Source organism: Candidatus Woesearchaeota archaeon, assembly GCA_016214075.1.
Taxonomy (GTDB): Archaea; Nanobdellota; Nanobdellia; order Woesearchaeales; family DSVV01; genus JACRPI01.
On sequence record JACRPI010000043.1, the window covers coordinates 1 to 22,543 of the forward strand.

Genomic DNA, 22,543 nt, shown 5'->3' on the forward strand with positions numbered 1-22,543 from the left:
TCCGGTGAGGCGCATCACTTTACCACCAAAAAACAGAGAAATATTTCTCTAGAAAAACTTACCGCTATTCATCCCATACCTAAAGGACGTCCAGCTGCTACGCAGCTGAACTTATGGGATTTCTAGCGGATTTTCTTAAAAATTAAGACAAAAAGTAACAGGTCGCGTAGTTGATCCACACGATGAAAGTGCAGCGCTGTTGCCATTACTATTCACGTAACAAGTACTGGATGATTTATAATAATTGACACTTCCTGAAAGAGAAGGATTATGAATGGAAAAAGTAGGAGTGGAATCTCCAGCAGTTTCAAAGTAAACAGAGACTGGATATGTTGTTGCGTCATATGTTCCAGTGATCGTACAAACATTATACGAGGACGTTGTATAAGTTGATCCACTACTACTCCCCCCTGAGCATGCGCTTGTCAAATAAACAACTTTCCCTAATGCACCATTATAATTAATGATGACAGGATTAGTGAATGAAGTGCCATAAGAACCAACCTGAATTTCAGAGAGACTAGCAAGACCAGCAGGCCATGAAGAAACAGGTGAAGTCGTTGACGTAAGTGCGCCAGCATAATTTCCTGCGACATAAGCACCAATAGTAGCAGTAGGCGCATCAGTCGCAAGATTATCACAAATATCTTCTACAGTAATTGTTTCATCAGTGTTTGTCGTGGAATTACCCAAAGAATCTGCACCTGTAACAGAAACAGTATATGAACCAAGATCTGTGCCTAATGCATCAAATTCTCCAGAAACATAAGTAGAGCCTGAACTCAAACTCATAGATTCTGTAGTTCCATTAATAGTAACTTCTAATGAACTAGTATCAACAGAGCCACCGCAAGACCCTACAGTTATATCTGCGGAGATAGTATAAGTATTTGGGATGTTATTATTATAAATAGAAGATTCAGAAACAGTAACGCTAGAGACAGTAACCGCAGAACACGTCACTTCAAGAGAAGCGCTTGTATCTGTCGTGCTATTTCCTGCTGCGTCAGTTGCGGTTGCAGAAACGGTATATGTGCCTGCGCTCAACTCATCGCCACCTATTTCTCTGGAAACAAAACATTGAGTTGAAGAATCATAACTCAATGTTTCGACAAGAGTGTCAATAGTAGCTTCAACGCCGCCACCAAGTTCTGCGCCATCTGTTTCATCAGTGTTACAGACATAAACAAGGAAATCCTGTGTTCCATCATCAAGAATGGTGCTGGAACTTGAACCATCGACAAGCGTATAAACAGAGTCAATTGTTGGTGCAGTTCCGTCGGTGACAGTGAGAGTTACAGAATAACTATCTGTATTTCCAGAAGTATCAGTAACTATAACAGGGATTGTATAGGAATCTGCAGCAGTTGTAGAAGATGCAGTGAGCGTTGTAGAATAATCTGTACTGGAACTTGCGGTGAGAGAACCACTTCCAAATCCTGAATAAGAAACTGAAGAAATACCTGTTTCTTCGCTCACGACACAATCAAGTGTTGTTGATCCACTACTATTTGTAATGCTACTTGATCCAAGCGTACAAACAATCGCAGGATCAGAGGTATCAAGAAGAGTGAATGATGCGGTGCATGAACTACTAGTATTTCCTGCAGCGTCTGTTGCACTGAAATCAACAGAATATGTTCCTGCTGCAACGCCAGTTAAATCAACACTCTTCGTGTATGTAGATCCGCTGGATAAAGAGAGAGCATCTGAACCAAAGTCCGCAGTGTAAGAAACAGTGCTTACTCCTGTTTCATCTGTTGCAACTGCGGTGAATGTGCTATCAATAGAACCGCTATTGGAAGCAGTTGTTGCTGAGCAAGAAGAAACTGTTGGACCAACTCCATCAGTCACATCAACAGTTGTTGCTCCAGTTGTTTCATTTGTCCCATCTGAAATAACAAGATCAAGAGTATAAGAACTTGCTGGCCATGATGTTGGAGTGATTGCGGCAGTTTCATACGTACTATCGCCATCTGCGTCAGTCATGGTATATGCTGTTCCATCAAGAGTAACAGAAATAGCAGTAATTGCAGTCTCATCATAAACAGTTGTTGCAGAAACAACAAAGGAAGAACCATCATTGGAAACAGAAGAAGGACTTGCGGAAAGACTTGCGTATGTTGGCGCGGTCGCATCAGTAACTGTTGAAGAAACAGTTTGCGTTTGTGTATTGCCTGCTGCGTCTGTTGCAAGAATATCAATGGAATATGTTCCTGCTGCAACGCCACTGACAGGAATACTTGCTTCATATGTGCTTCCACTGGTATTCGTGAGCGCATCAGAACCAAGAGTGCTTGTGTAGGTAACAGGATTGGAAGATGCGAGTCCTGTCTCATCAGAGACAGTGCAGGAAATATCAATAGATGATGAACCATCATTCGCGGCGTTTGTTGCGCTGCAAGAAACTTCTGGAGCAAGTCCATCAGTAAGAGTCAATGCGGTGCTTCTATTTGCAGTGTATCCATCAGTATCTTCAGCAGTGCAAGAAACAGAGTAATCTTGCGCAACAAGAAAATCCGCAGTCTGAAATGTACCAGTAAATTGTGTTCCTGATTCATAAGAGAGAGGAACTTCAAGAGTGTCAATAGTGCAAGATGCAATCAAATCAGATTCAGCGTCCTGAAGATCTTCTGCGTCAAGGGTGATAGTGACATATTCAGTAGATGCGTTGGAAACAGTGGAAGGAGATAAAACAAGGTCATTAATGGTTAACCCAGTAATATTTTCAACAGAAACTGTTCCTGTTGCAGTGGATTCAAGTCCTGCGTAATCAAAAGCGTGAAGGATATATGTCGTGGAAGGCGCAGAAAGATTATCTCCTGTAAGATCAAGAGCATAAATGTCTGATCCTTGATACGCAAGAGGCAGCAAGACACCATTCTCATTTAATTCAACAAAAACAGATTCTACTCCTGTTCCAAGATCTGTTGCAGTTGCGTAAACACTCCAAGTTGTCAACGGACTGTTGTCTGTTTCTGTAGATGTTCCCGCGTCAGCGACTTCTGGTGCGATTGCGTCGGAAAGATAAAATAATGCAGAGTCTGACGTTGTAGTATTCTCATTTGTATCAGTTGCAGAAACAGTAAAAGAAAATTCTGTATATGTTTCTGTAGGAGTCAAAGAGAATGTTGATGGATCAATGGTTGTGGAGTAAACAGAATCTCCATCGCTATCAGAGAGTACATATTCTGTTCCTGCAATTGTTGCAAGGACACGTTCAATTCCTTTATTATCAGTAACAGTTGCTTCAAGAAGAATTGTAGAATCATTGCCTGTATATTGCGGTGTTGCAATGAGATCGGAAATCGATGGTGCTTCTATATCATTATCAATAATGGTAAATGGAACTTCGACTTCAGGTGAATAAAGGGTTATGCCATACTGTTCCTTGTTTTCTGGATCAATATAATAAAGTAATCCTTGAAAAACAGCGGTATGTTCGCCCTGATCAAAGTACCCTGCAGGATATTCTCTTGCAAAAGAAGCAGAATATTTATAGTTATCACTGGTTGTAAAATCTCCTTGAAGCTCAAGTTTCTCTGCACCTAAATCATCAACATTGACACGAAGTGCATATGCAAAACTATCATTATCAGAATCTTGGTTTTGCGCATTTGTAGCAAATGTAGCAGAAAAAGTAAGAAGATCGTCAAGAGTCATCTCTCCTGAAGAAGCAGTATCGACGGTGTCTAAAGAAACAACGGAGATAGTTGCGTCTTCAACAAGAATAACATCTGGGAATGGAGGGAGACATGCCTGTGAAAAAAAAGGAATAAGAGAGAGTGCACTAAATGTTAAAGGACTATAGCGTCGAACCATGTTATTCACCTGTATCTGCAGCAAGCAGTGTTATGGAGCTGTCAAGTGTATCTTTATTATCAAGAATTCCAAATCCCCCATAAACAGTAAGAGAATAGCGAAGATAGCCAGGAGTAAAAGAAGCAAGAGGTAATGCACCTGTTGCAAAAACTAAATCTTCACCATTTGATCGCTCAAGAACAATTCCTTCGATATGAAGACCATAAGGTTCTACTTGGTAGCCAGGAAGAGAAGAAACAATAGGAGGATCATAATCTGGAAATGTAAGAATAGGAACAGAGGGGCAGGTATTGTAAAGAGACACGGAAATAACAACAGAATCCGAAGTATACGCTTCTTCTGGAGAAGCATTGAGATTGTAAATAAAAGGATCATGACACTGATCTGAATCCACTTTCCATGTTGAACCACAACCTGAAGAACTAAGTGCTGCTGCAAGGACAAGTCCTGTTAATGAAGCGTTGGAAGACATCAAATAGGGGAAAGGAGAAGCATTTATAAAAGTTATCACAGGAAAGGGGTGCTTTCTGACACATGTAAAGAAAGGGAGAGAGCGTGATACACAACAACTAATTTGGGAGTATTGTAATGTAATCGCCTAATGTATCTTGCTTATCAAAAGTAAAAAAACCGCCATAAACAGTAACAGAGTAATCAATAAATAAGGGCACAGCAGAACTGCCGATAACAGCTTCGATAGGTAATGGTTGTGTTGCAAAAACTAAATTTTCATCATCTGTTCTTTCAAAAACAATGCCTTCAACATCCTGAATTTCTGACGGCTCGACTTCATAGCCAGGAAGAGAAGAAACACCATAATGTGGAAATGTGAGAACAGGAACAGAAGAACAGTTATTATAGACAGAAACAGACACAATAACAGAGTCGGTAATAGCGGCCTCAGCAGGAGAAGCAATAAGAGAGTAGATAAGGGGAGTAGTGCATGTACTTTCATCAAGTAAATTAGGGAAACACCCCGAAGTAGCAAGCGGAGTAGTAAGAAGAATTCCTGTAAGTGACATTGTGGAAACGCGAGTCATAAAAGAAGGGAAGAAGAAGGATTTTATAAAAATGATGATAGAAAACAGTTCAAACACACAAACCATAAATACGAGGAGAAGTCTAGACAACATATGAAACAATATGAGTATCTCGAGCATACAGCAGAAGCAAAGTTTGCGGCGTATGGAAAAACAATAGAAGAAGCATTCTCCAACGCGGCAATAGCAATGGAAAACATAATTGTCGAGACAGAAAAAGTCAAACCAAAAAATAAAAAAAAGATAACGATTGAAACAAAACATAAAAAAGCGTTATTATACGATTTTCTTCAAGAGTTATTAGTCTTATTCGATAGTGAGCGATTTGCGTTACATAAAGTAGAAGAACTAAAAATCCAGCAAAAAGGAAGTGATTATCATCTGCATGCAACTGTTTCCGGCGATGATGCAAAGCACTATGAAATGCATTCTGGAGTGAAGTCAGTCACCTACAATGAGATGGAAATTACAGAAGAGAAAGGGTTGTGGAAAGTAGTTGTTGTGCTTGACGTTTAATAATGAATTTCGAAACGTTTAAAAATTCTGAGTGGACTCTCTTATTTCTAATTCTTACGAGGAAAAAATAATGACATTAATAGATGTGCTGAACAACGCATGCCAAGCAGTAGGAGTTCCTGAAACAGAAATCAGAAAAGGATATGTAAGTCATAGAGAACAAGAAGGCATCACATATCCAAATGTGCTTCGAATGGGAAGAGCGTGGAAGAGCCCCCCAACAGAAAGAAAAATTTCTGAAGATAAAATAGGAACAAGCAATCTTGGTCTTCCTCCAGTAATTGCAACACTGATGCAAGAATTACGGGAAAGAAGTGTCGATCCAACAAATCCAGAACATGTACAAAAATTTCAGAGAGGAATTGCGCAAGTCACGCAACTCGTCACTCCATTACTTCTCACAGATATACTACAAAGAAAATATAGTCTTACAAATCCAGCAAAGGTGGACTGTGAGATAGAATATGCAGGCGGAACAATAACACTCCCCTATGAAGAAGCGCTTGCAAGAAGAATAAAAGGAATCAAAACAAGAAAAGATCAAGTGACCACAGTAAGCGGTTATCATTCTCGAGCAACTGTTGCAGATCTCAATGTAGAAAGCATAGTGATGACAGCAAAAGTTCCCATGGATTGGATTCCAAGAGAACAGAGACCATTACGCGTTGCGTTTTTAGCAATTCATAGAGGAGGAATTCTTCCCTCGCTTGTTGCTGCGGATCTCGCAGAAGAAATGGGATGTGAAGCATATATTATAGGTGTTGATGCAAAAAGAAGAAGTGAAGGAGGAGCGCATAGTGGAAGAGTCGTTGGCATTGATCTCAAAAAACCTGACGGGTATCATTCATCGTCCTATTCCCAATTGATTGCAAATGCGTATGTGTTTCCTGCAAATTATGAAAAACCTGATGTGCTTGTTGTTGTCGATCCCATGCTTGCGACAGGAGGAAGCAGCAAAGAAGCAATTAATGGTTGTTTAGAAACGCTCAATCTCAAACCGAGTGATGTTTACTGTTCAAGTTTCTTTGCAGGAGGATATCGCGGATTGCAAACATTGCATGACGCAGGATTCAACGTACATATTGTTAGCCATGATCAATTGCCTTTAACCAAAGAAGATTACATAAAACCAGGTCTTGGTGACGCAGGAGATAAAATGAGTGGCATTGTCAATGGACAAGATGTGAAAGATTGCTATATGTTGTTAAAGGGTATGGAACATCTTATCGAGAAAAGAGCGTTGTCAATGAATTGGCTTGAATCATATACGCAACAAATGACAGGAAGAAGGATTGCTGCGTAGAATGAGAATATTCTCGGCAAAGTATATAAACAATTCTTCATTTTTTGCATGAATGGACGAGCAACAAAAAGAAAAACCAAAAATCCAGCTAAAAAAAATATCAGACAATGAATGGGAAATTCCAAAGCAAGGAAAAATGAATGTTCCTGTCAGAATTTTCGCGTCAGAAAAACTGCTCAAACTTATTGAGAATGACAAATCACTTGAGCAAGGAATGCATGTTGCGTGCTTGCCAAACATTCAAAAATACAGTTACATGATGCCAGACGCGCATCAGGGATACGGTATGTCTGTTGGGGGTGTCGCTGCGTTTCCTGTTGAAGATGGAATTATTAGTCCAGGAATGACAGGTTTCGACATTAATTGCGGCGTCAGATTATTAGCGACACCATTAAACAAAGAACAAGTAGAACCAAAAATAAAAGAACTTCTTGATGCGCTCTTCAAAAATGTTCCAAGCGGTGTGGGCAGGGATTCACAAATTCATTTGAAAAGAGAAGAGCTTGATCGTGTCTTGAAAGAAGGAGCAAAATGGACAGTGGAAAATGATTACGCGTTTCCTGAAGATCTTGAAGTCACAGAAAGTAATGGTTGTCTTGAATTAGCGGATCCAAACACAGTATCAAACAACGCAAAAGAAAGAGGCAAAAATCAGCTCGGCACACTAGGCGCAGGAAATCATTTTCTTGAAGTACAATTTGTAGATCATATTCATAATAAAGAAGCGGCAAAAAAAATGGGGATCACCGAGAAAGGGCAAATCTGCGTGATGATTCATTGCGGCAGTCGAGGACTCGGACATCAAGTGTGTTCTGACTACTTAAGAAAATTTGAAGATGCGTTTCCAGAGATTGCAAACAGTTTACCAGATAGAGATTTAATTTACGCGCCAGCAGACACTCCGCTTGCAAAACAATATTTTGGCGCGATGTGCGCTGCTGCGAATTTCGCGTGGGCAAATAGACAAATAATTGTGCATGGAGTAAGAAAAGCGTTCAAGAGTGTCTTTGATGTTCCACCAAGAAGTATCACACAAGTGTATGATGTTGCGCACAACATTATCAAGCGTGAAAAATATGATATTGATGGCAAAGAAAAAGAGTTATACATTCATCGAAAAGGCGCGACGCGCGCGTTTGGTCCAAACAATGCAGAAATTTGCGCGAAGTATAGAGACATTGGCCAGCCAATTTTGATCCCGGGATCTATGGGAACGGCGTCGTTTGTTTTGATTGGCACAGAAACATCCGCAGAAAAAAGTTTTGCGTCAACTGCGCATGGCGCGGGAAGAGTCATGTCAAGGCATGAAGCGAATCGCAGATATACTGGAGAAGGAACAAAGAAAGAATTAGAAGCGCAGCATATTTTTGTCAAAGCAGCGTCGTGGAAAGGAATTTCTGAAGAAGCGCCAGGCGCGTATAAAGATGTTGATGAAGTCGTGCAAGTCAGCCATGACGCGGGGATTGGGAATATTGTTGTACGATTAAAGCCGCTTGGTGTTGTGAAAGGGTAAACCAAAACAATCACCTTTTTAAAACCCAAATGCCTCCTCTTTTTCAGGGATAACAATGAGTAGAATACTTGATTTTCTGGTTGGAGTAAACATCATCGGCGCAATATTGTGCCTCACGTACGGTTTGTTATTTTTAAGCGAAAATAATGCAGTATGGGGAACATTCTTGTTTGTTGTGGGAATATTCATCCTTGCGTTCTTGTGTTTTGTATTCTTGAGAAATAATGATGATGAGTAAGGAAAAAAATAATAGAGCACAATTATATATTTTTAATTTTTTGTTCTGTACAGCATAAGTCCACAGGTAGTTTTCAAGCCTATGCGCGACGGGCGTTGCCACTCCAGAAGCATTTCCTGTTGAAGACCAAGTTCTTCAAGAAGTTGAGGGTGATGGTATGGCTCTTCTGCAGTGTCATTGAGGAATATCGCAGAAGGTTTTGCGTACAAAGAAAAGAGCTCAAGTTGCGATGGAAGTTCTGGACCCCAGGTATAACTAAAGAAAACATCAACAGTGGATAAAGAAATACCCAATCTTTTGTAAGGGTCTGGTTTTGTCGAGACAGGATGAAAAACGCGATCTTTTTTAGCATCCTCATAAGAAAAAGGAAAAATTGTACCTCCTCCATCTCCTGGAAGAAGTTGCCAGAACATATCTTCATGAGCTAAAGCAACAGCTGATCTAGATGCTCGACGTTCAATATATTTTTGAGGATAATAGCTACCCTGAACAACAGAACAACGTGTTGTTTCAGGAAGTTCATCATGCAATTTTTTGAGGCTGATCATTCTCCACGCAGAATCAACAAAATCCTGATGAAATTCAATGCCATACGAATGAAATCCTTCGCGCGCTGCTCGAAAAACAATTTCCCCTTTTCCTGCGCCAAGATCAAGAAAAACTGGAGCGGAAGGAACTAAACCACGATTAATGCATTTTTGCAATCCACAAGAAAGGGTGTTTGAAGCGTAAGGATAATAACCGTTGTTTAACTCGTTGGAAATCATAAACAATCACAAATTCAAAATCGTTCCTTCTTTGCCTACATTAATGACTTTTGTAGGACCAACCATTTCTTCGATTCCTTCTGCTTCGTGCACGTGGCTACAGAGTAAAAAGTCTGGTTTCATTGCTTCAACAGCTTTCTTGACGCCAGAACTTCCCGGGATAAAAGTAGAGAATTTTTCCATCGCGGTTTCACTCGGATGGACGTGCGTGACCATGATTTTTTTCGGCAAATATTTAATTCTGTCAAATCCTTTTTGCAATAAATCTTGAATTTCTTTTTCTTGGAGCATAGTCACTGGACCAACGTTTGCGCCGCCGCAGCCAAAAATACCAACATCATCGTAGCGGACACTATAGCCATGGATATTTTTGATCCCATACATCGAAACAAGAAAATCCGCTGTCGCGAAGCTATCGTGATTCCCAGGAACAAACAATACTTTTTTCTTTTTCTTGACAAAAGGACCCATCATGCCATCTGAACCCTGATCAAAATGCGTGATATCTCCTGTAATGATGACTAAATCAACCTGTTCTTTTTCTGCCTTTTCTGCAAGACGCTGTGCCAATGTTCTGTCACCATGCAAGTCTCCTGCTGCTAAGATTCTCATGGAAAAGGTGAATGGAGGAGGGTTTATAAAGTTTACCCAAGTTACTATGAAAAAGGGGTAAAATTTAAAAGAATGGTGGATATCCAATATTACATGAAAGAATAATAAATACAGTTGCAAGGCACTATCAACAATGAGACAAACCTATACCAAACAATTTTTACAAAAGATCTTGTACCAATACCAAGACAAAGGAGAGATTGTAAAGTATTTTCTGTTTACTTCTGGGTTTGAGAACTCAAATTATTATGTCAAGACAGAGCAAGGAGAATACGTCATAAAAATATTCGATGGCATAGGCATGAAGAAAGAAAACATTCTTTTTGAAATAGAACTGATGATATTTTGCGCAAAAAGCGCGTGTAAAGTGCCGAGAGTATTCGAAACAGAAAACAAAAGTTGGCATGCGGAAGAGCAAAGAAAGATAGCGATCTTAATGGAATACATTCCCGCGGAAAACTGCTTCAAAAAAACAATTTCAGATAAAGTAATTGCGCAAGTGGGAGAAGAAGCAGGAAAGATGGACAATGTGCTGAGAAAATTTAATGGAAGCATTGCCCCAAGAAAAAACTATGAATGGGATATGCAGCATTTTCTTGCGTTAGAAAAAGCAATTTCTCTGTTGCCAAAATATGTTGATAAAGAAATAATGAGAACTATTTTTAAGAATTTTCAAAAAATAAAGCCACAATTTGACGCGCTGCCAAAAACAATTATTCACAACGACATTGCTGCGCATAACATTCTTGTGAAAGAGAATGAACTCAAAGCAATTATAGACTTTAGTGATGCAGCAGCAAGCTGCTGTATCCAGAACATCGCGGTATTTCTTTGTCAGTCGGTGTTGAGCTATAACTGGGCGCCAGAACAAGCAACCATTTTTTTGCGCGCATATGAGAGATATAATCCAATAACAAAAGAAGAGCGTTTGCTGCTTTATGATCTTGTTTGTGCAAGGTACGCGACAATAATTGTAGAGTTTAACAGATGGAATAAAATGTATGGTGAAGATCCACAGAGAACAGAGTATATCAAAGATAATTATGAATTTCTGCAAAAATTTTCTGAGATAGGAAAAGGAAAATTTAAGGAAATGATCTTATAAAAAGAGTAAAAACATTATAAATCAAAGTATATTTCTCAGCAAAAGGTGAACAAAAATGCCAGAAATATTCAAGTTTCCAATACCAGAAGCGTATGTTGAAAGAAATGCAAAGGGAGGAATTACTGTTTCTCTTGTCTATCCGAACGAAGATCAACGCGCATATTCTAACGAAAGAAAGTTAAGTAACGCTGATGCAGTTGCGTTTGGGATTGATTGCTTAACACGATTGAATAAAGGGGAACAAGCAGCGATTGGAACATACCTACATCCTTCACGTCCAACGTCAGGCGGAATTATAGATCTCTTCAGTGATGGAAGTTTCTTAACGCATCGAAGAGATACAGGAACAAAAGTGCATCCTTTATACAATGGCATTCCCTCAGGATTTCCAGCATGCAGAGAACATTTTGAAGATATTAATCTCCTCCAAAGAACTGAAGGAGCAGAAGAAAGTATTTTGTTTGAAAGAAATGGAAACGGCATTTATGTTCCAAAAGATGACGTCAGCGATGCAGTGACAAGAAAAAGATTAGAACTTCTAGGATTAGAAAAGAAAATAATCCCCGCAGAAGTAGAATATCTTGCAGGTCCAGACGTTTTAGAAATATATAACGATCAGGATGAACTCCTTTCCAAAACAGAAGGATGTATTTATCTTTCATGGGAAATAGAAACAAATGTCGCGATTGCGGCAGTGCGCTATTGGAAAGATGTTGATCCAAGAGAAGTTGCAGCTATTGACGCAGAAGGATTTATGAGAGAAGGAAGGTTTGTGCATTTAGGAAGAGAAAAATTCCACATGAAACCTGGGGAAGTTGCAGACGTTGCGTTTGGTCAGGAAATTCCTATGCCAAGAAAATACCAATTAAGAAGGGATGGCAATTTAGGATACGCGCAAGGAGTTCCTGCGCAAGAAGGAGAAGTGTATCGCTTCAAACCAGATGATGGACTACGAAGAATGCTCGATCACCTTGGAATTTCTGGATGGAAAGGAAATTGGATAGAACACGAAATTGCAGAGGCAGAAAAACAATATGCAATATTAACAGGGAAATAATAAAATGATCAAACTCATTATTTTCGACATTGGAGGAATCCTCATACAAGAACCTTCAAGTACAGTAATGTACAAAAACATCGCACAATTTCTTGGTATTTCTGAAGAAGAATATAATGAAGCAAGAAAACCATATTGGCGTCTTGCGACAACAGGAGAACTTTCTTTGAAACAACTCTATGAAAAAGTGTTGAAAAAATTAAACAAGAATATGAAAGCAGAAGATGTTGTCAAAAAACATTTGGAAGAATATGGAGTAATTGAAAAAGTAAGAAATCCTGAAATTATCAGAATCATTGAAGATCTGAAAATCAACTATGAAGTTGTTGCGCTCACAAATACAGAGCAGGAGATGGGCGAGTATAACCGAGAACATGGTTTATTTCAATTCTTTGAAAAAGCATTTCTCTCAACAGAACTGCACATGAAAAAACCAGATGCAGTTATTTTCCAGAAAGTGTTGGATGAATGCAATGTCACCGCAGACGAAGCGTTGTTTATTGACGACAAAGAAGAAAATACAGAAGGAGCGCGAGAGTTGGGCATTCCTTGCATTCTTTACGAAAATCCAAAGCAATTGAAGAAGATGTTGGAGATTATGTTATAATTCCCCTTACAAGTAAAAATATGAGATGTAAGGGGAAAGATTTAAATAGTACTCTTCCTTTCTAAAAAATATGGTTTACATTCATGTCAAGAAGGTAGGCAATAAGCAGTATTATACCCTTCGAGTGTCCTATAGAAATAACAATGGAAATGTCCTCACAAAAGATCTTGAAAATTTAGGAACAGACATTAGTAAGATTAGTATTGAGATGCTTGAGAAAAAATATAAAAAAGAAGTGCGTGAATCGTATAGGGGACTCCAACGCTTTTTGGAATCAGAGTATTACATCAATAAAGCGAGAAAAACAAAGTTTAAACAAAATAATTTTTTTACTAAAGAACAGCGAGAGGAAATAGAGGCAACCAATTTTCATTTTCACCGTAAATTCTCTTCATTAGATAAGCTTACAAAAAAAGAAATTTTTGAAATGTTTCTTATTAAATTTGCTGTCAGTAGCACATCTATTGAGGGGAATACAATCACCTTATCAGAAGCGCGCCGGTTATTTCAGGAGAATATCCTTCCAAAAAATAAAACACTACGTGAAGTCTATGATTTACAAAACACGAAAACAGTATTTTTTGATTTATTGGAAAGAAAACCTGATGTCACAGCAGAGGTGATAGCAAAGGTTCATGATGCACTTCTACAAAATATTGACCTGCGTCTTGGTTATAGAAATCATGATATCCGTATTCTTGGAGAACCATTTTCACCTACTCCAGCACGATATGTGAAAGATGATATAAAATTATTGATAGAATGGTACAGAAAGCAGCGAAAGAACATGCATCCTCTTGCACTAGCTATCTTTTTTCATCACAAATTTGAGAATATTCATCCATTTTCTGATGGAAATGGACGTACTGGAAGAATGATAATGAATTTAATTTTAATAAAAGAAAATTATGCCCCCTTTATCATTCTTGCAACACAAAGAAAAGAATATTTAGCGGCAATGAATGAGGCGGATCAGGCAATAAAAAAAGATTTGTTTTCAATAGATATGAAAGATTATTCTAAATTGTTTACTTTTTGTACAGAACAGTATACAAAAACGTATTGGAATACATTTCTTGTTTAATTACAAATTTAGTTATTTTCTGATTCCCCTTACACACAAAAATAATGTTGTAAGGGGAAAGCAATTGAAAAAGATGTTGGAAATTATTCTTTAAAGAAAAAAGCGCCGGAAGGGACTCGAACCCCCGAATAACCGCTCTGCAGGCGGTCGCCTTAGCCGCTTGGCTACCGGCGCAATAACTGAAATGTCAGTCAAGTGCAGAGACTTATAAATTTTCTGAAATCAAGAAACAGAGAAAACACGTATCAAATGCTTAAAGAGTCGCCAAGCATCAGAAAAGAATCTTCAAATTCTATTGAGAAAGGATAAAATTATTTGCTTACTAGAGGAATAGCAGTTATAATTTCACCTAACTTTGCTTTAGTCACTGCAGGAAGTTCCTGTCTTTGGGCAGCTTCAACAATATCAAAAGAACCAGACGCAGGGTAAAACTTAACAAGACCTGATTCAACAACAGGAGAAATAAGTTCGTAAATATAGCGCGCAGCAGTAAAATCAAAACCATTAGGATTTCCCAAATTAACATCCATTGCGTAAAGATCATACCCTCCTGGGCGAGTAGCGTGTCTTTCCATAAGTCCCGCTGCAGTATCGACACAATCAATAGTAGTGTATCCTCTTCTTGAAAGCAAGGAAGAATACCCTGACATAAGATCTTCATTTGCATGAAACGCTAAAAGTGCAGAGAGTCCTTCTTCAGTCATAAAGGTAGGATAAAAAACAACGCTTTAATAGTTTGTGACAGAAAAGCATGATATAACAATACTAACTAAAAAGAAAGACGCACCAATATCATTAAAGAGTCGCCAAGCATCAGAAAAAGTATTTCTAAATGCAAAGCATTTAGTAATCCTTTGTGCAAAGCCCAAAGTATCTTCAAATATTTTTATTTTATAAAAAACAGAAGAAAATATTTTATTGTGAAGAGGAAATATTAGAAAAGAATGAAAACGGGCCTGATGGGATTTGAACCCACGACCTCCTGCTTGCTTCACTGGTTTAGAAGGCAGATGCGCTATCCAGGCTGCGCTACAGGCCCATATTTTCTTTGAGCAGTTATGTTTTATTTAAAGGTAATGGAGAAAAATTATTTCGCAACGCGATCTAATAACATTTTTCCAGTATGCCTTCCTTTTGCAGTGCGCATTTTCAGAGCAGGAAGATCACCAGTACCATCGGTAAAATAAGAAGGAACATGAAGAAGGTCAGATTTTACACTATCCCATACTTCAAGGATCGCGCGAGAGGAATTATGACGAACCCCTGAACTAGGATCCAACAAGAATCGAATACCATGTCGTTTAAAGAACAAAGTGGTATCTGCACGATAATCGCCATCAATAACAAACGCTTGGACAACATTAATCTCTGCTGCTCTTCGTTCTAAAGCAGACCGTAAATAAGCAGCTTCTTTGTATCCAGGAACATCATGCGTAAATACTGTTTCAAGAACATGATAGATCAGTTCAGCTCGAGCATCATCATGAACGCCAGAAAGTTTTCCTTCTTCTGGAAATTCCCACCAGCGAAGATGTCTTTCTTGAGATGTATCAAACATTCTTGGTTCCTCACGCAAGCGTGCATGATACGCGTCAGCAAGAAGAAGTAAACCTAAAGAAGATTTTCCATAGGAATCCGGAACTGCGGGATAAACATCTTCCAATCTTCTTGCGCGAACAAAAACGCGAAGAGCAGGAGGATCAGAAAAACGCTGCCGTAACAAAGCAACTTTATCTTCCCGTTCTTGCGAACGAAAGGGAGAAAACTCTTCATCAAGTGCGCACAACGCAAGTTCTGCAAGATTATCTGCATGACGATAAATTCCCTGAGGAAGAGAAGCGCCAGCCAAAGAAGCGCGATATGCTTCTGCAACAAATTCTTGCGGCATGTGAAAGAGTGCTCTGTATGCACCAGGAGTGCAGATATGTTTCAAAAGAAAGTCTGGCGCGTCTTCGCGAATACGAACAGCATCCCAATTAGGAGGAAAAGTAACGCGATCTAAAGGAGCAGACGAAGCAGGTTCGTAACAGAAATAAAGTGCTTTGAGAACAGCAGATGCGAATCCTTTTGAGCCAACCTGAAAATGAGCAAGAGTTTCAGGATACGTATGCGCTGCTCTATACTCAAGAACGTGTTGAACATATCGAGGAGTTAAGTCAGGCATGAAAGCCTGTGTTTGCCGTCGCTTTATATAGATTACGACTTGAAACATTTTTAAAAACAAAGCAACTTCTTCATAATATGGCAAAATTCATTGGCGAAGAAAACGAAGGACGCATCACGGAGATCATGCACAGGTTATTTGGAGACACAGAAGCGGATAGATTTCTTTGGAATGAAATAAAAAGGTATGTTCCAGAACTAAGTAAAGCAGATGAAGAAGAAATTCGTGCGTTCGTAAAAACACAACGAGATTTTTATCTTGAAGGAGTTCTCCCAGAATTTGGAATACCACTCGCGTTTCTCAATCCGACATTTATTGATGATGTGAATGCTGTACGAATGCAAGAGACTGGACTCGAAGTCTACACCAGAGGCGCAGTAAAAGAAAATGGGTATAGAATGCAGCTCCGAATTAATCCAGATGGAAGAGTGTCTGCAAATACAAGACAATTTACTCCTTTTGATCTGCGCATGTTCCCAGAACTTGCAGACACTATCGAACAGCTTCCTGTAATGATAGGAGACGCAGAGCTCATTAGTAGATGGTATAAACATCATGATGGTTTTGGAAGAGTACAAGAAAGAATTCCCAATCAAAAATATTGGCCAAGCAGAAAAACAGGACGAGTGGAAGATGAATTTCTTGCAGCATATCTCGCAGACCAAACATTGTTTAGAGAGGGAGCAGTAAAAAAAGATCTTGAATTGACCCTCGCGTTCCACGGCATGCTTGCAATCGCAGATCCAACAACATGGGATGTACCACGAGAGCGACAGATCGCAGAACCTCTTTGCCAGCTTCCTGTAGATTATAGAAGGATAGATGAAATTCTTGATAGGCTTGGAGAATATATGGAGAGAAGAAATCTCAATGCACGAGTTGTCGAGAGAAAAGTATTGACAAAAAAAGAGCAGCTTCGTGCGTATGTTGAAGAACAGAGAAGACAAGAGTTAGAAGGGGCGGTCGTGGTCAGGACAGCGTGGAATCCAGAAGGAAGACGTTCATTTCATTTCGCAAAAACAATCAAGATAAAGAATTATGAGACAGTGGATTGCATTGTTCTTGGATTATACACAGAAGGGTGGGATAAAGAAACGCCGCTTAGAGAACAAGCAGTCACAGGAGCATTGCTGGGATTATACGACGAGCGAAGTGAGCAGTATGTTCCTGCGTTCAAAGTAAATCTTGATCCAGAAGGACCACAGATTAAAACAGCAGGACAAAAAGAGCGATTAGTCGCGCTGCGTCAAAATCTCGTTGAACTCGCAAAAGAACGGCAAGGGACAGAAGATGTGGTTACTGTAGTGGACATATATCGTGTTCAAGGAAGAATCCTCATCAACAGAGTCCTCAAAGGGAAAAATTTGGAAACAGAAGTAGAACAATTATTGGAGAATATGCCTGTTGGAAAAGATGTAATTGGATTATTTGATTTGTATAAAGCAGACCAGGACACGTATGAGCAGCACAAAAAAGGAACAAAAAAAGCAGATACCAAAACAGACAAATGTATTCAGCAATATAAAGGAGTATTCGCAGCCTTGAAAGAGTTAGAAGAACAAGATAAAAAAGGATACAAAGAGTTTGCGCAATATTTCAGTAAGGCAAAAGAAGTGAAAGCAACGTCGCAAAAACTGAAACGACCGCAAGTCCTTTTTGACACGAACCAGCCAGTGATTGTCGAAGCAAATGTGTTTCAAGTGCGCTATGGGGAAGTACCGTACGCGGCAGGATTCCATTCATGGTTTTGTAATAGCTTCTACGTCAATAATGCGTTTGCGGATCATATTCGATTTGATAAATCCACAACAACAGATTATGGGACAATAATAGAGATCGCGAGAAAACACACAGGAAAGAAGAAGAGAATACTGAGAAAAGACTAAATTTTGTAATCCTACAACACGCACCAGCACTTCTCTAAATCGAAAGACAACATAATACTCGCACAAGCACTGCAACACACGCGCCTGCAACGCACTGATTCGCCAAACAACTCTTAAGTATCTTCAATTATGTTTGATGTATAATTATTTCAAAATAGACTAAATAATGCATTGAGCGAGAGTATAGTAATTGAAAGCAACTAAAAGATGTCAAAACATTGAAAAATGGAGAATGAGTCCTAGACAATATGGATCTCCTTCAAAGAGTAAAAGTATATTTTGGAATTTCTCAAGTAGAAGTTTATTGTCAAGAGTGTGGAACAGATATTACAGGAAAAAACAGTGTAGTAGAAACAAGAGAATTTCGTAACAAAAGTACTGAAGTAAAAACATACTGCCCTGGAACGACGGGAAGAACGAGTTTTGCAGAAGTATTAGAAGAAGAGATTACTGTGGTGATGGAAGACACATACAATGGGAAACAAGTCCAGCGTGCAATCGCAACAGGAGAAATTACGCATTATAGTAAGTTAGAACAAAAAGCGCTTGAATAACACAGACGCACCGCTCGCAGGGCATCCCAATCGCAGCAAGCTGCGGGGTATTGCCCGCTCGCAATTCGGTGCGTCTGTGGAATTGTGAAATTGGGTCACAGCAAACTGTGGGGTATTATTTCGAGCTATGCTCGTAATACTACGAACCTTCGGTTCGAAGTAAACCCAAATTTCACAATAATTTAAAAGAACAACCTTTATAAACAACCTGTCATTCTCAAAGGATAAAGAGGACAAATCCGATGATTACCGTCGGGTGTATGTGAGGATCATGGTCACATACAATCAAACAACAAGCCTGAAAAGATGCTTTTTCAGTACAGATTGAATATGTTCAACTGTTTCTAAGAAAGGAATCAAGAATAGGTTTTTTCAATAAGAACCAAATCACACAGGCTAGGGTTTGCTATCAAAATATAAAAATTCAAAAAAGGAATAAAAAATGCCAAAAGCACACAATCCAAGACACGGAAGCATGCAGGTCTGGCCGCGAAAGCGCGCAAACAGACCGTATCCAAATATTGGATCCTGGAAAGTTACCGCGGATTTGAAAGAGACAAACCTCTTGGGTTTTGCAGGATACAAAGCAGGAATGACGCATGTCATGATTGTGGACAACAGAGCAAAATCACCTTCTAAAGGACAAGAAATTGCGGTGCCAGTCACTGTTATCGAATGCCCGCCAATAAAAATCGCGTCAGCGCGTTTCTACAAAGACACATTAAAAGGATTCCAAGTAGTTAAAGAACTTCGCTTCAAAGCAGAAAAAGAATTAAAAAGAAAATTACCTGTTATCAAAAACAGTAAAGAAGCAGAGTTAGAAAGTATCAAACCTGAAGAATACACAGACATCCGAATAAACGTTTACACGCAGCCAAAACTTGTTGGTTTCAAGAAAAAACCTGAACTCTTTGAAATGGCTTTGAGTGGTTCAGTTGCGGACAAGCTTGCGTATATTAAAAACAACGTCGGCAAAGAAATTAAAGCGTCACAAATTTTCAAAGCAGGACAAATAGTTGATACAATCGCAGTCACAAGAGGAAAAGGGTTCCAAGGTCCAGTAAAAAGATTTGGTGTTTCGATAAGACGACACAAGTCAGAAAAAACAAAAAGAGGACCTGGATCACTTGGTGGTTGGATTGCGCAAGCACACTTCATGTATAGAGTTGCGCATGCGGGGCAAATGGGCTACCACAATAGAACAGAATATAACAAATGGATTATCAAAATTTCCGACAAAGCAGAAGAAGTCAACCCAAAAGGAGGATTTCTCCACTATGGAAATGTCAAAAATGAATATCTCTTAGTGAAAGGATCTGTACAGGGACCAGCAAAGCGATTAATCCGCTTCAATTTCCCGAAGAGACCAAATCATTTTAATCCGAAGGATGCGCCAAGCGTAACCTACACAAGTTTAGAATCAAAACAATAAACAGAAACAATTGATGTGAAACCATGAAAATTTCAGTATACTCATTGCAAAAAACAGAAGTAAGCAAGAAAGATCTTCCTGCGTGCTTTCAGGCAGAAGTACGCCCAGATGTAGTGAAGAAAGCAGTACTTGCAATCAGAGCAAATAAGAGACAACCATACGGCGCGGATCCAACTGCGGGTATGAAACAGGTTTCAAAAGTTTCGAGAAGAAGACGAGATTATCAAACATCGTATGGTCACGGCATTTCACGATCACCACGAAAAGTCCTTGGAAGACGAGGAACACGATTTATTTGGGCAGGAGCAATCGCGGCAGGAACAGTCGGTGGAAAAGCAGCGCATCCTCCAAAAGTAGAAAAGAACTGGGATCAGAAAATAAACAAGAATGAAAACAGAATCGCGATCAAATCAGGATTAACAGCAGCAATGAAAAAAGACCTTGTGAGTGAACAAGGACATGTGCTTCCTGAACATTATCCATTCCTTGTAGAAACAAAGTTTGAAGATCTTGCAAAAACAAAAGATGTTGTTGCAGCGTTGGAAAAACTTGGACTCACAGAAGAACTCAGCCGAGCAAGCAGAAAAAAGATGAGAACAGGAAGAAGTAAAATGCGCGGAAGAAGTTACAAGAAAGCAAAAGGACCATTAATTGTTGTTTCAGGAGCATGCAAAGCGCAAAAAGCTGCTGGCGGAATTCCAGGAGTGGACGTTGTGAATGTCAAATACCTCAACGCGGAAATATTGGCACCAAGCATCAAACCAGGACGATTAACTATATTTACAGAAGCTGCAATTGAAAAAATTGCGAAAGATAATTTATACGCATAAAAAAATAAAGAAGAGAATAAAAAACAAAAAAAATAACGTGAAAACATGGAAACGCTGATAAGGTATCCACTTGCGACAGAAAAAGCGATTCGTATGATCGAATCCGAAAATACAATGACGTTTGAAGTAGAAAGAAAAGCAAGAAAGGAAGATATCAAGAAACAAGTCGAAACATTATACAAAGTTAAAGTCACAAAAGTAAACACAATGATCACGCCAAGGGGAACAAAGCGAGCGTATGTCAAGCTCGGAATGGACACTCCTGCGATTGATGTTGCGACACAACTAGGATTAATTTAATGAGGAACAAAAATGGGTAAGCGATTAACAGTACAACGACGCGGAAAGGGCTCACCAGTATTCCTAAGCCCCAGCCATAAATACGTCGGAAAAGCAAGCCATGTTTCCATGAAAACAGCAGGAAAAGGAAAGGTCACAAACCTTCTCCATTGTGCTGGTCATACAGCTCCTTTAATGACAGTCAAATGGGATAATGGAGAAGAACAGTTAACCATTGCTCCTGAAGGAGTTCGCGTCAATCAAACAATTGAATGCGGCACAGAAAATACAGAAACAGGCGCAACACTTGCACTCAAAAATATTCCAGAAGGAACATTAGTGTATAACATTGAAGGAATTCCAGGAGATGGCGGAAAATTCGCGCGCAGCGGCGGCGTTTTCGCGAAAGTCCTTGCGCGACAAGGAACAAGTATCAGTATCATGCTTCCATCAAAAAAAGAAAAAATGTTCAATGAAAACTGCAGAGCGTCAGTCGGCATTGTTGCTGGCGGCGGAAGAATGGAAAAACCATTGTTAAAAGCAGGAACACGATATTTCAAATCCAGAGCAAGCGCGGCGCTTTGGCCAGTTGTTTCGGGACAATCACAGAACGCAGTAGAACACCCACATGGTGGTGCTCGTTCCAGCAAGAAGAACAAGCCAGACATTGCGAGACGATTCGCTCCACCTGGCGCAAAGATTGGTAAGATCAGACCACGAAGAACAGGTCGTAAGAGCAGATAAATAGAGGAAGTGAAGATCACATGGCATTAAAAGAATTCAAGTACAGAGGAAAAACAATCGACGAGTTAAAGAAGATGAGTTTGAAAGAAGTAGCGCTCTTGCTTCCTTCCCGAGAACGAAGAAAAATAAATGCGGGATTCACAGAACAGGAAAAAATATTCCTTGAAAAACTACAATCAAAACAAAAGAAAGTAAAAACACACTGCAGAGATATGATTGTTCTTCCAGTAATGGTTGGAAGAACTGTTGGAATTCATGCAGGAAAAGAATTCAAAGATGTTGAAATTATAGCGGATATGATTGGACACAGACTTGGAGAATTTGCGTTAACGAGAAGCCGTGTTGCGCACAACGCGCCAGGTATCGGAGCAACCAAATCCAGTGCGTCATTATCTGTCAAATAAAAATAACTAATAATGAAAAAAGAAAAATAATCAAGGCGATACACAATGGGATTAAAATACGCGTTCAGCGCATACAACAAGGAGTTAATGGCACGAGCTGTTGGCAGAGATTTATCTATCTCTAAAAAACAGAGTGTCGAAATCTGCAAGTGGATTCGTTATAAATCAACAAGCAGAGCGAAAAGAATCCTTGAAGATGCGATCAAGATGGAACGAGCGATTCCATACACGCGCTTTAACTGGAACGTTGGTCACAGGCCAGGAATGGGTCCTGGGCGATATCCAATCAAAGCATCAACAGAAATTTTGGCGTTAATAAAATCAGCTGAAGCAAACGCGCAGCTCAAAGGATTAAACACAGGAAATTTACATATTGTGCATATTAACGCGCAAAAAGCGCCAACTCCGCATCATTATGGACGACAGAGGGGCACAAAAATGAAGCGCACGCACATTGAAGTAGTGTTGCAGGAAAGAGCAGAAAAGAAAACTGAAGAAAAAGCAAAATCAAAAACGCAGAAACAAGAAAAACAAAAAGAAGAGAAACAGACAAAAGAAGCGAAAGAAAGTAAAAAAGAATAATCAA

General features: G+C 39.4%; 23 protein-coding genes and 2 tRNA genes. 16 read left to right on the forward strand and 9 right to left on the reverse strand.

The genetic code is table 11. The features are described 5' to 3' along the window. Positions 1-135: 135 nt before the first annotated feature. The 3 genes from HZC31_07740 to HZC31_07750 form a co-directional block, all read right to left on the reverse strand. Entirely contained in the window at positions 136-3,822 is a 3,687-nt protein-coding gene (locus tag HZC31_07740) for a hypothetical protein (GenBank protein MBI5003250.1), read from the reverse strand. A 1-nt stretch (position 3,823) separates the two neighbouring features. Continuing rightward, positions 3,824-4,294 (reverse strand): hypothetical protein, encoded by a 471-nt coding sequence (locus HZC31_07745; protein ID MBI5003251.1) that lies wholly within the window; start codon positions 4,292-4,294, stop codon positions 3,824-3,826. Between the two features lie 97 nt (positions 4,295-4,391). After that, on the reverse strand, positions 4,392-4,862 hold the full coding sequence (locus HZC31_07750) for a hypothetical protein (GenBank protein ID MBI5003252.1): 471 nt from the start codon (positions 4,860-4,862) through the stop codon (positions 4,392-4,394). A 93-nt stretch (positions 4,863-4,955) separates the two neighbouring features. Here HZC31_07750 and HZC31_07755 point away from each other — a divergent pair, with 93 nt between their 5' ends. The 4 genes from HZC31_07755 to HZC31_07770 all read left to right on the forward strand — a co-directional run bounded on the left by HZC31_07755 (position 4,956) and on the right by HZC31_07770 (position 8,432). Next, on the forward strand, positions 4,956-5,378 hold the full coding sequence (locus HZC31_07755; GenBank protein ID MBI5003253.1) for an archease: 423 nt from the start codon (positions 4,956-4,958) through the stop codon (positions 5,376-5,378). Between the two features lie 70 nt (positions 5,379-5,448). Then, complete coding sequence (locus HZC31_07760) at positions 5,449-6,681, forward strand: hypothetical protein (GenBank protein ID MBI5003254.1); 1,233 nt, start codon at positions 5,449-5,451, stop codon at positions 6,679-6,681. A 52-nt stretch (positions 6,682-6,733) separates the two neighbouring features. After that, positions 6,734-8,194 carry an RtcB family protein gene (locus tag HZC31_07765; protein MBI5003255.1) on the forward strand — a complete coding sequence of 487 codons (1,461 nt, stop codon included), beginning with the start codon at positions 6,734-6,736 and terminating at the stop codon, positions 8,192-8,194. 55 nt (positions 8,195-8,249) lie between these two features. Further along, positions 8,250-8,432, forward strand: coding sequence for a hypothetical protein (locus tag HZC31_07770; protein ID MBI5003256.1), 183 nt, complete (start codon positions 8,250-8,252; stop codon positions 8,430-8,432). 32 nt (positions 8,433-8,464) lie between these two features. Here HZC31_07770 and HZC31_07775 read toward each other — a convergent pair whose 3' ends face one another. Continuing rightward, entirely contained in the window at positions 8,465-9,199 is a 735-nt protein-coding gene (locus tag HZC31_07775) for a hypothetical protein (GenBank protein MBI5003257.1), read from the reverse strand. Positions 9,200-9,205: 6 nt separating this feature from the next. Continuing rightward, the gene (locus HZC31_07780) at positions 9,206-9,811 is read right to left on the reverse strand and encodes a metallophosphoesterase (protein MBI5003258.1); all 606 of its coding nucleotides are present in this window, start codon (positions 9,809-9,811) and stop codon (positions 9,206-9,208) included. Between the two features lie 133 nt (positions 9,812-9,944). Here HZC31_07780 and HZC31_07785 point away from each other — a divergent pair, with 133 nt between their 5' ends. From HZC31_07785 to HZC31_07800, 4 genes are all read left to right on the forward strand, one after another. Continuing rightward, positions 9,945-10,916 carry a phosphotransferase gene (locus HZC31_07785; protein MBI5003259.1) on the forward strand — a complete coding sequence of 324 codons (972 nt, stop codon included), beginning with the start codon at positions 9,945-9,947 and terminating at the stop codon, positions 10,914-10,916. Between the two features lie 55 nt (positions 10,917-10,971). Then, positions 10,972-11,973, forward strand: a complete 1,002-nt coding sequence (locus HZC31_07790) for a hypothetical protein (GenBank protein ID MBI5003260.1) — start codon at positions 10,972-10,974, stop codon at positions 11,971-11,973. A gap of 4 nt (positions 11,974-11,977) precedes the next feature. Further along, positions 11,978-12,580: an HAD family phosphatase gene (locus HZC31_07795; GenBank protein ID MBI5003261.1), complete on the forward strand. Its 603-nt coding sequence runs from the start codon at positions 11,978-11,980 to the stop codon at positions 12,578-12,580. Between the two features lie 70 nt (positions 12,581-12,650). Continuing rightward, entirely contained in the window at positions 12,651-13,664 is a 1,014-nt protein-coding gene (locus HZC31_07800) for a Fic family protein (GenBank protein MBI5003262.1), read from the forward strand. Between the two features lie 101 nt (positions 13,665-13,765). Here the strand turns inward: HZC31_07800 and HZC31_07805 are convergent. The 4 genes from HZC31_07805 to HZC31_07820 all read right to left on the reverse strand — a co-directional run bounded on the left by HZC31_07805 (position 13,766) and on the right by HZC31_07820 (position 15,828). Next, a tRNA-Cys gene (locus tag HZC31_07805) sits at positions 13,766-13,838 on the reverse strand. A gap of 137 nt (positions 13,839-13,975) precedes the next feature. Then, positions 13,976-14,368: a hypothetical protein gene (locus HZC31_07810; GenBank protein ID MBI5003263.1), complete on the reverse strand. Its 393-nt coding sequence runs from the start codon at positions 14,366-14,368 to the stop codon at positions 13,976-13,978. Between the two features lie 247 nt (positions 14,369-14,615). Next, a tRNA-Arg gene (locus HZC31_07815) sits at positions 14,616-14,703 on the reverse strand. Between the two features lie 48 nt (positions 14,704-14,751). Next, positions 14,752-15,828, reverse strand: a complete 1,077-nt coding sequence (locus HZC31_07820) for a hypothetical protein (GenBank protein MBI5003264.1) — start codon at positions 15,826-15,828, stop codon at positions 14,752-14,754. Positions 15,829-15,905: 77 nt separating this feature from the next. Between HZC31_07820 and HZC31_07825 the strand changes: the two genes are divergently transcribed. The 8 genes from HZC31_07825 (at position 15,906) to rplV (ending at position 22,539) form a co-directional block, all read left to right on the forward strand. Further along, the gene (locus HZC31_07825; protein ID MBI5003265.1) at positions 15,906-17,714 is read left to right on the forward strand and encodes a hypothetical protein; all 1,809 of its coding nucleotides are present in this window, start codon (positions 15,906-15,908) and stop codon (positions 17,712-17,714) included. A 248-nt stretch (positions 17,715-17,962) separates the two neighbouring features. Further along, positions 17,963-18,268 (forward strand): hypothetical protein, encoded by a 306-nt coding sequence (locus tag HZC31_07830; protein ID MBI5003266.1) that lies wholly within the window; start codon positions 17,963-17,965, stop codon positions 18,266-18,268. Between the two features lie 442 nt (positions 18,269-18,710). Beyond that, positions 18,711-19,700, forward strand: a complete 990-nt coding sequence (locus tag HZC31_07835) for a 50S ribosomal protein L3 (protein ID MBI5003267.1) — start codon at positions 18,711-18,713, stop codon at positions 19,698-19,700. Between the two features lie 23 nt (positions 19,701-19,723). Next, positions 19,724-20,530, forward strand: coding sequence for a 50S ribosomal protein L4 (locus tag HZC31_07840; GenBank protein MBI5003268.1), 807 nt, complete (start codon positions 19,724-19,726; stop codon positions 20,528-20,530). A 45-nt stretch (positions 20,531-20,575) separates the two neighbouring features. Further along, positions 20,576-20,830 carry a 50S ribosomal protein L23 gene (locus tag HZC31_07845; protein MBI5003269.1) on the forward strand — a complete coding sequence of 85 codons (255 nt, stop codon included), beginning with the start codon at positions 20,576-20,578 and terminating at the stop codon, positions 20,828-20,830. A gap of 12 nt (positions 20,831-20,842) precedes the next feature. Beyond that, positions 20,843-21,553, forward strand: coding sequence for a 50S ribosomal protein L2 (locus HZC31_07850; protein MBI5003270.1), 711 nt, complete (start codon positions 20,843-20,845; stop codon positions 21,551-21,553). Positions 21,554-21,573: 20 nt separating this feature from the next. Next, positions 21,574-21,957 (forward strand): 30S ribosomal protein S19, encoded by a 384-nt coding sequence (locus HZC31_07855; GenBank protein ID MBI5003271.1) that lies wholly within the window; start codon positions 21,574-21,576, stop codon positions 21,955-21,957. 45 nt (positions 21,958-22,002) lie between these two features. After that, positions 22,003-22,539: a 50S ribosomal protein L22 gene (gene rplV, locus HZC31_07860; GenBank protein ID MBI5003272.1), complete on the forward strand. Its 537-nt coding sequence runs from the start codon at positions 22,003-22,005 to the stop codon at positions 22,537-22,539. Positions 22,540-22,543 lie beyond the last annotated feature (4 nt).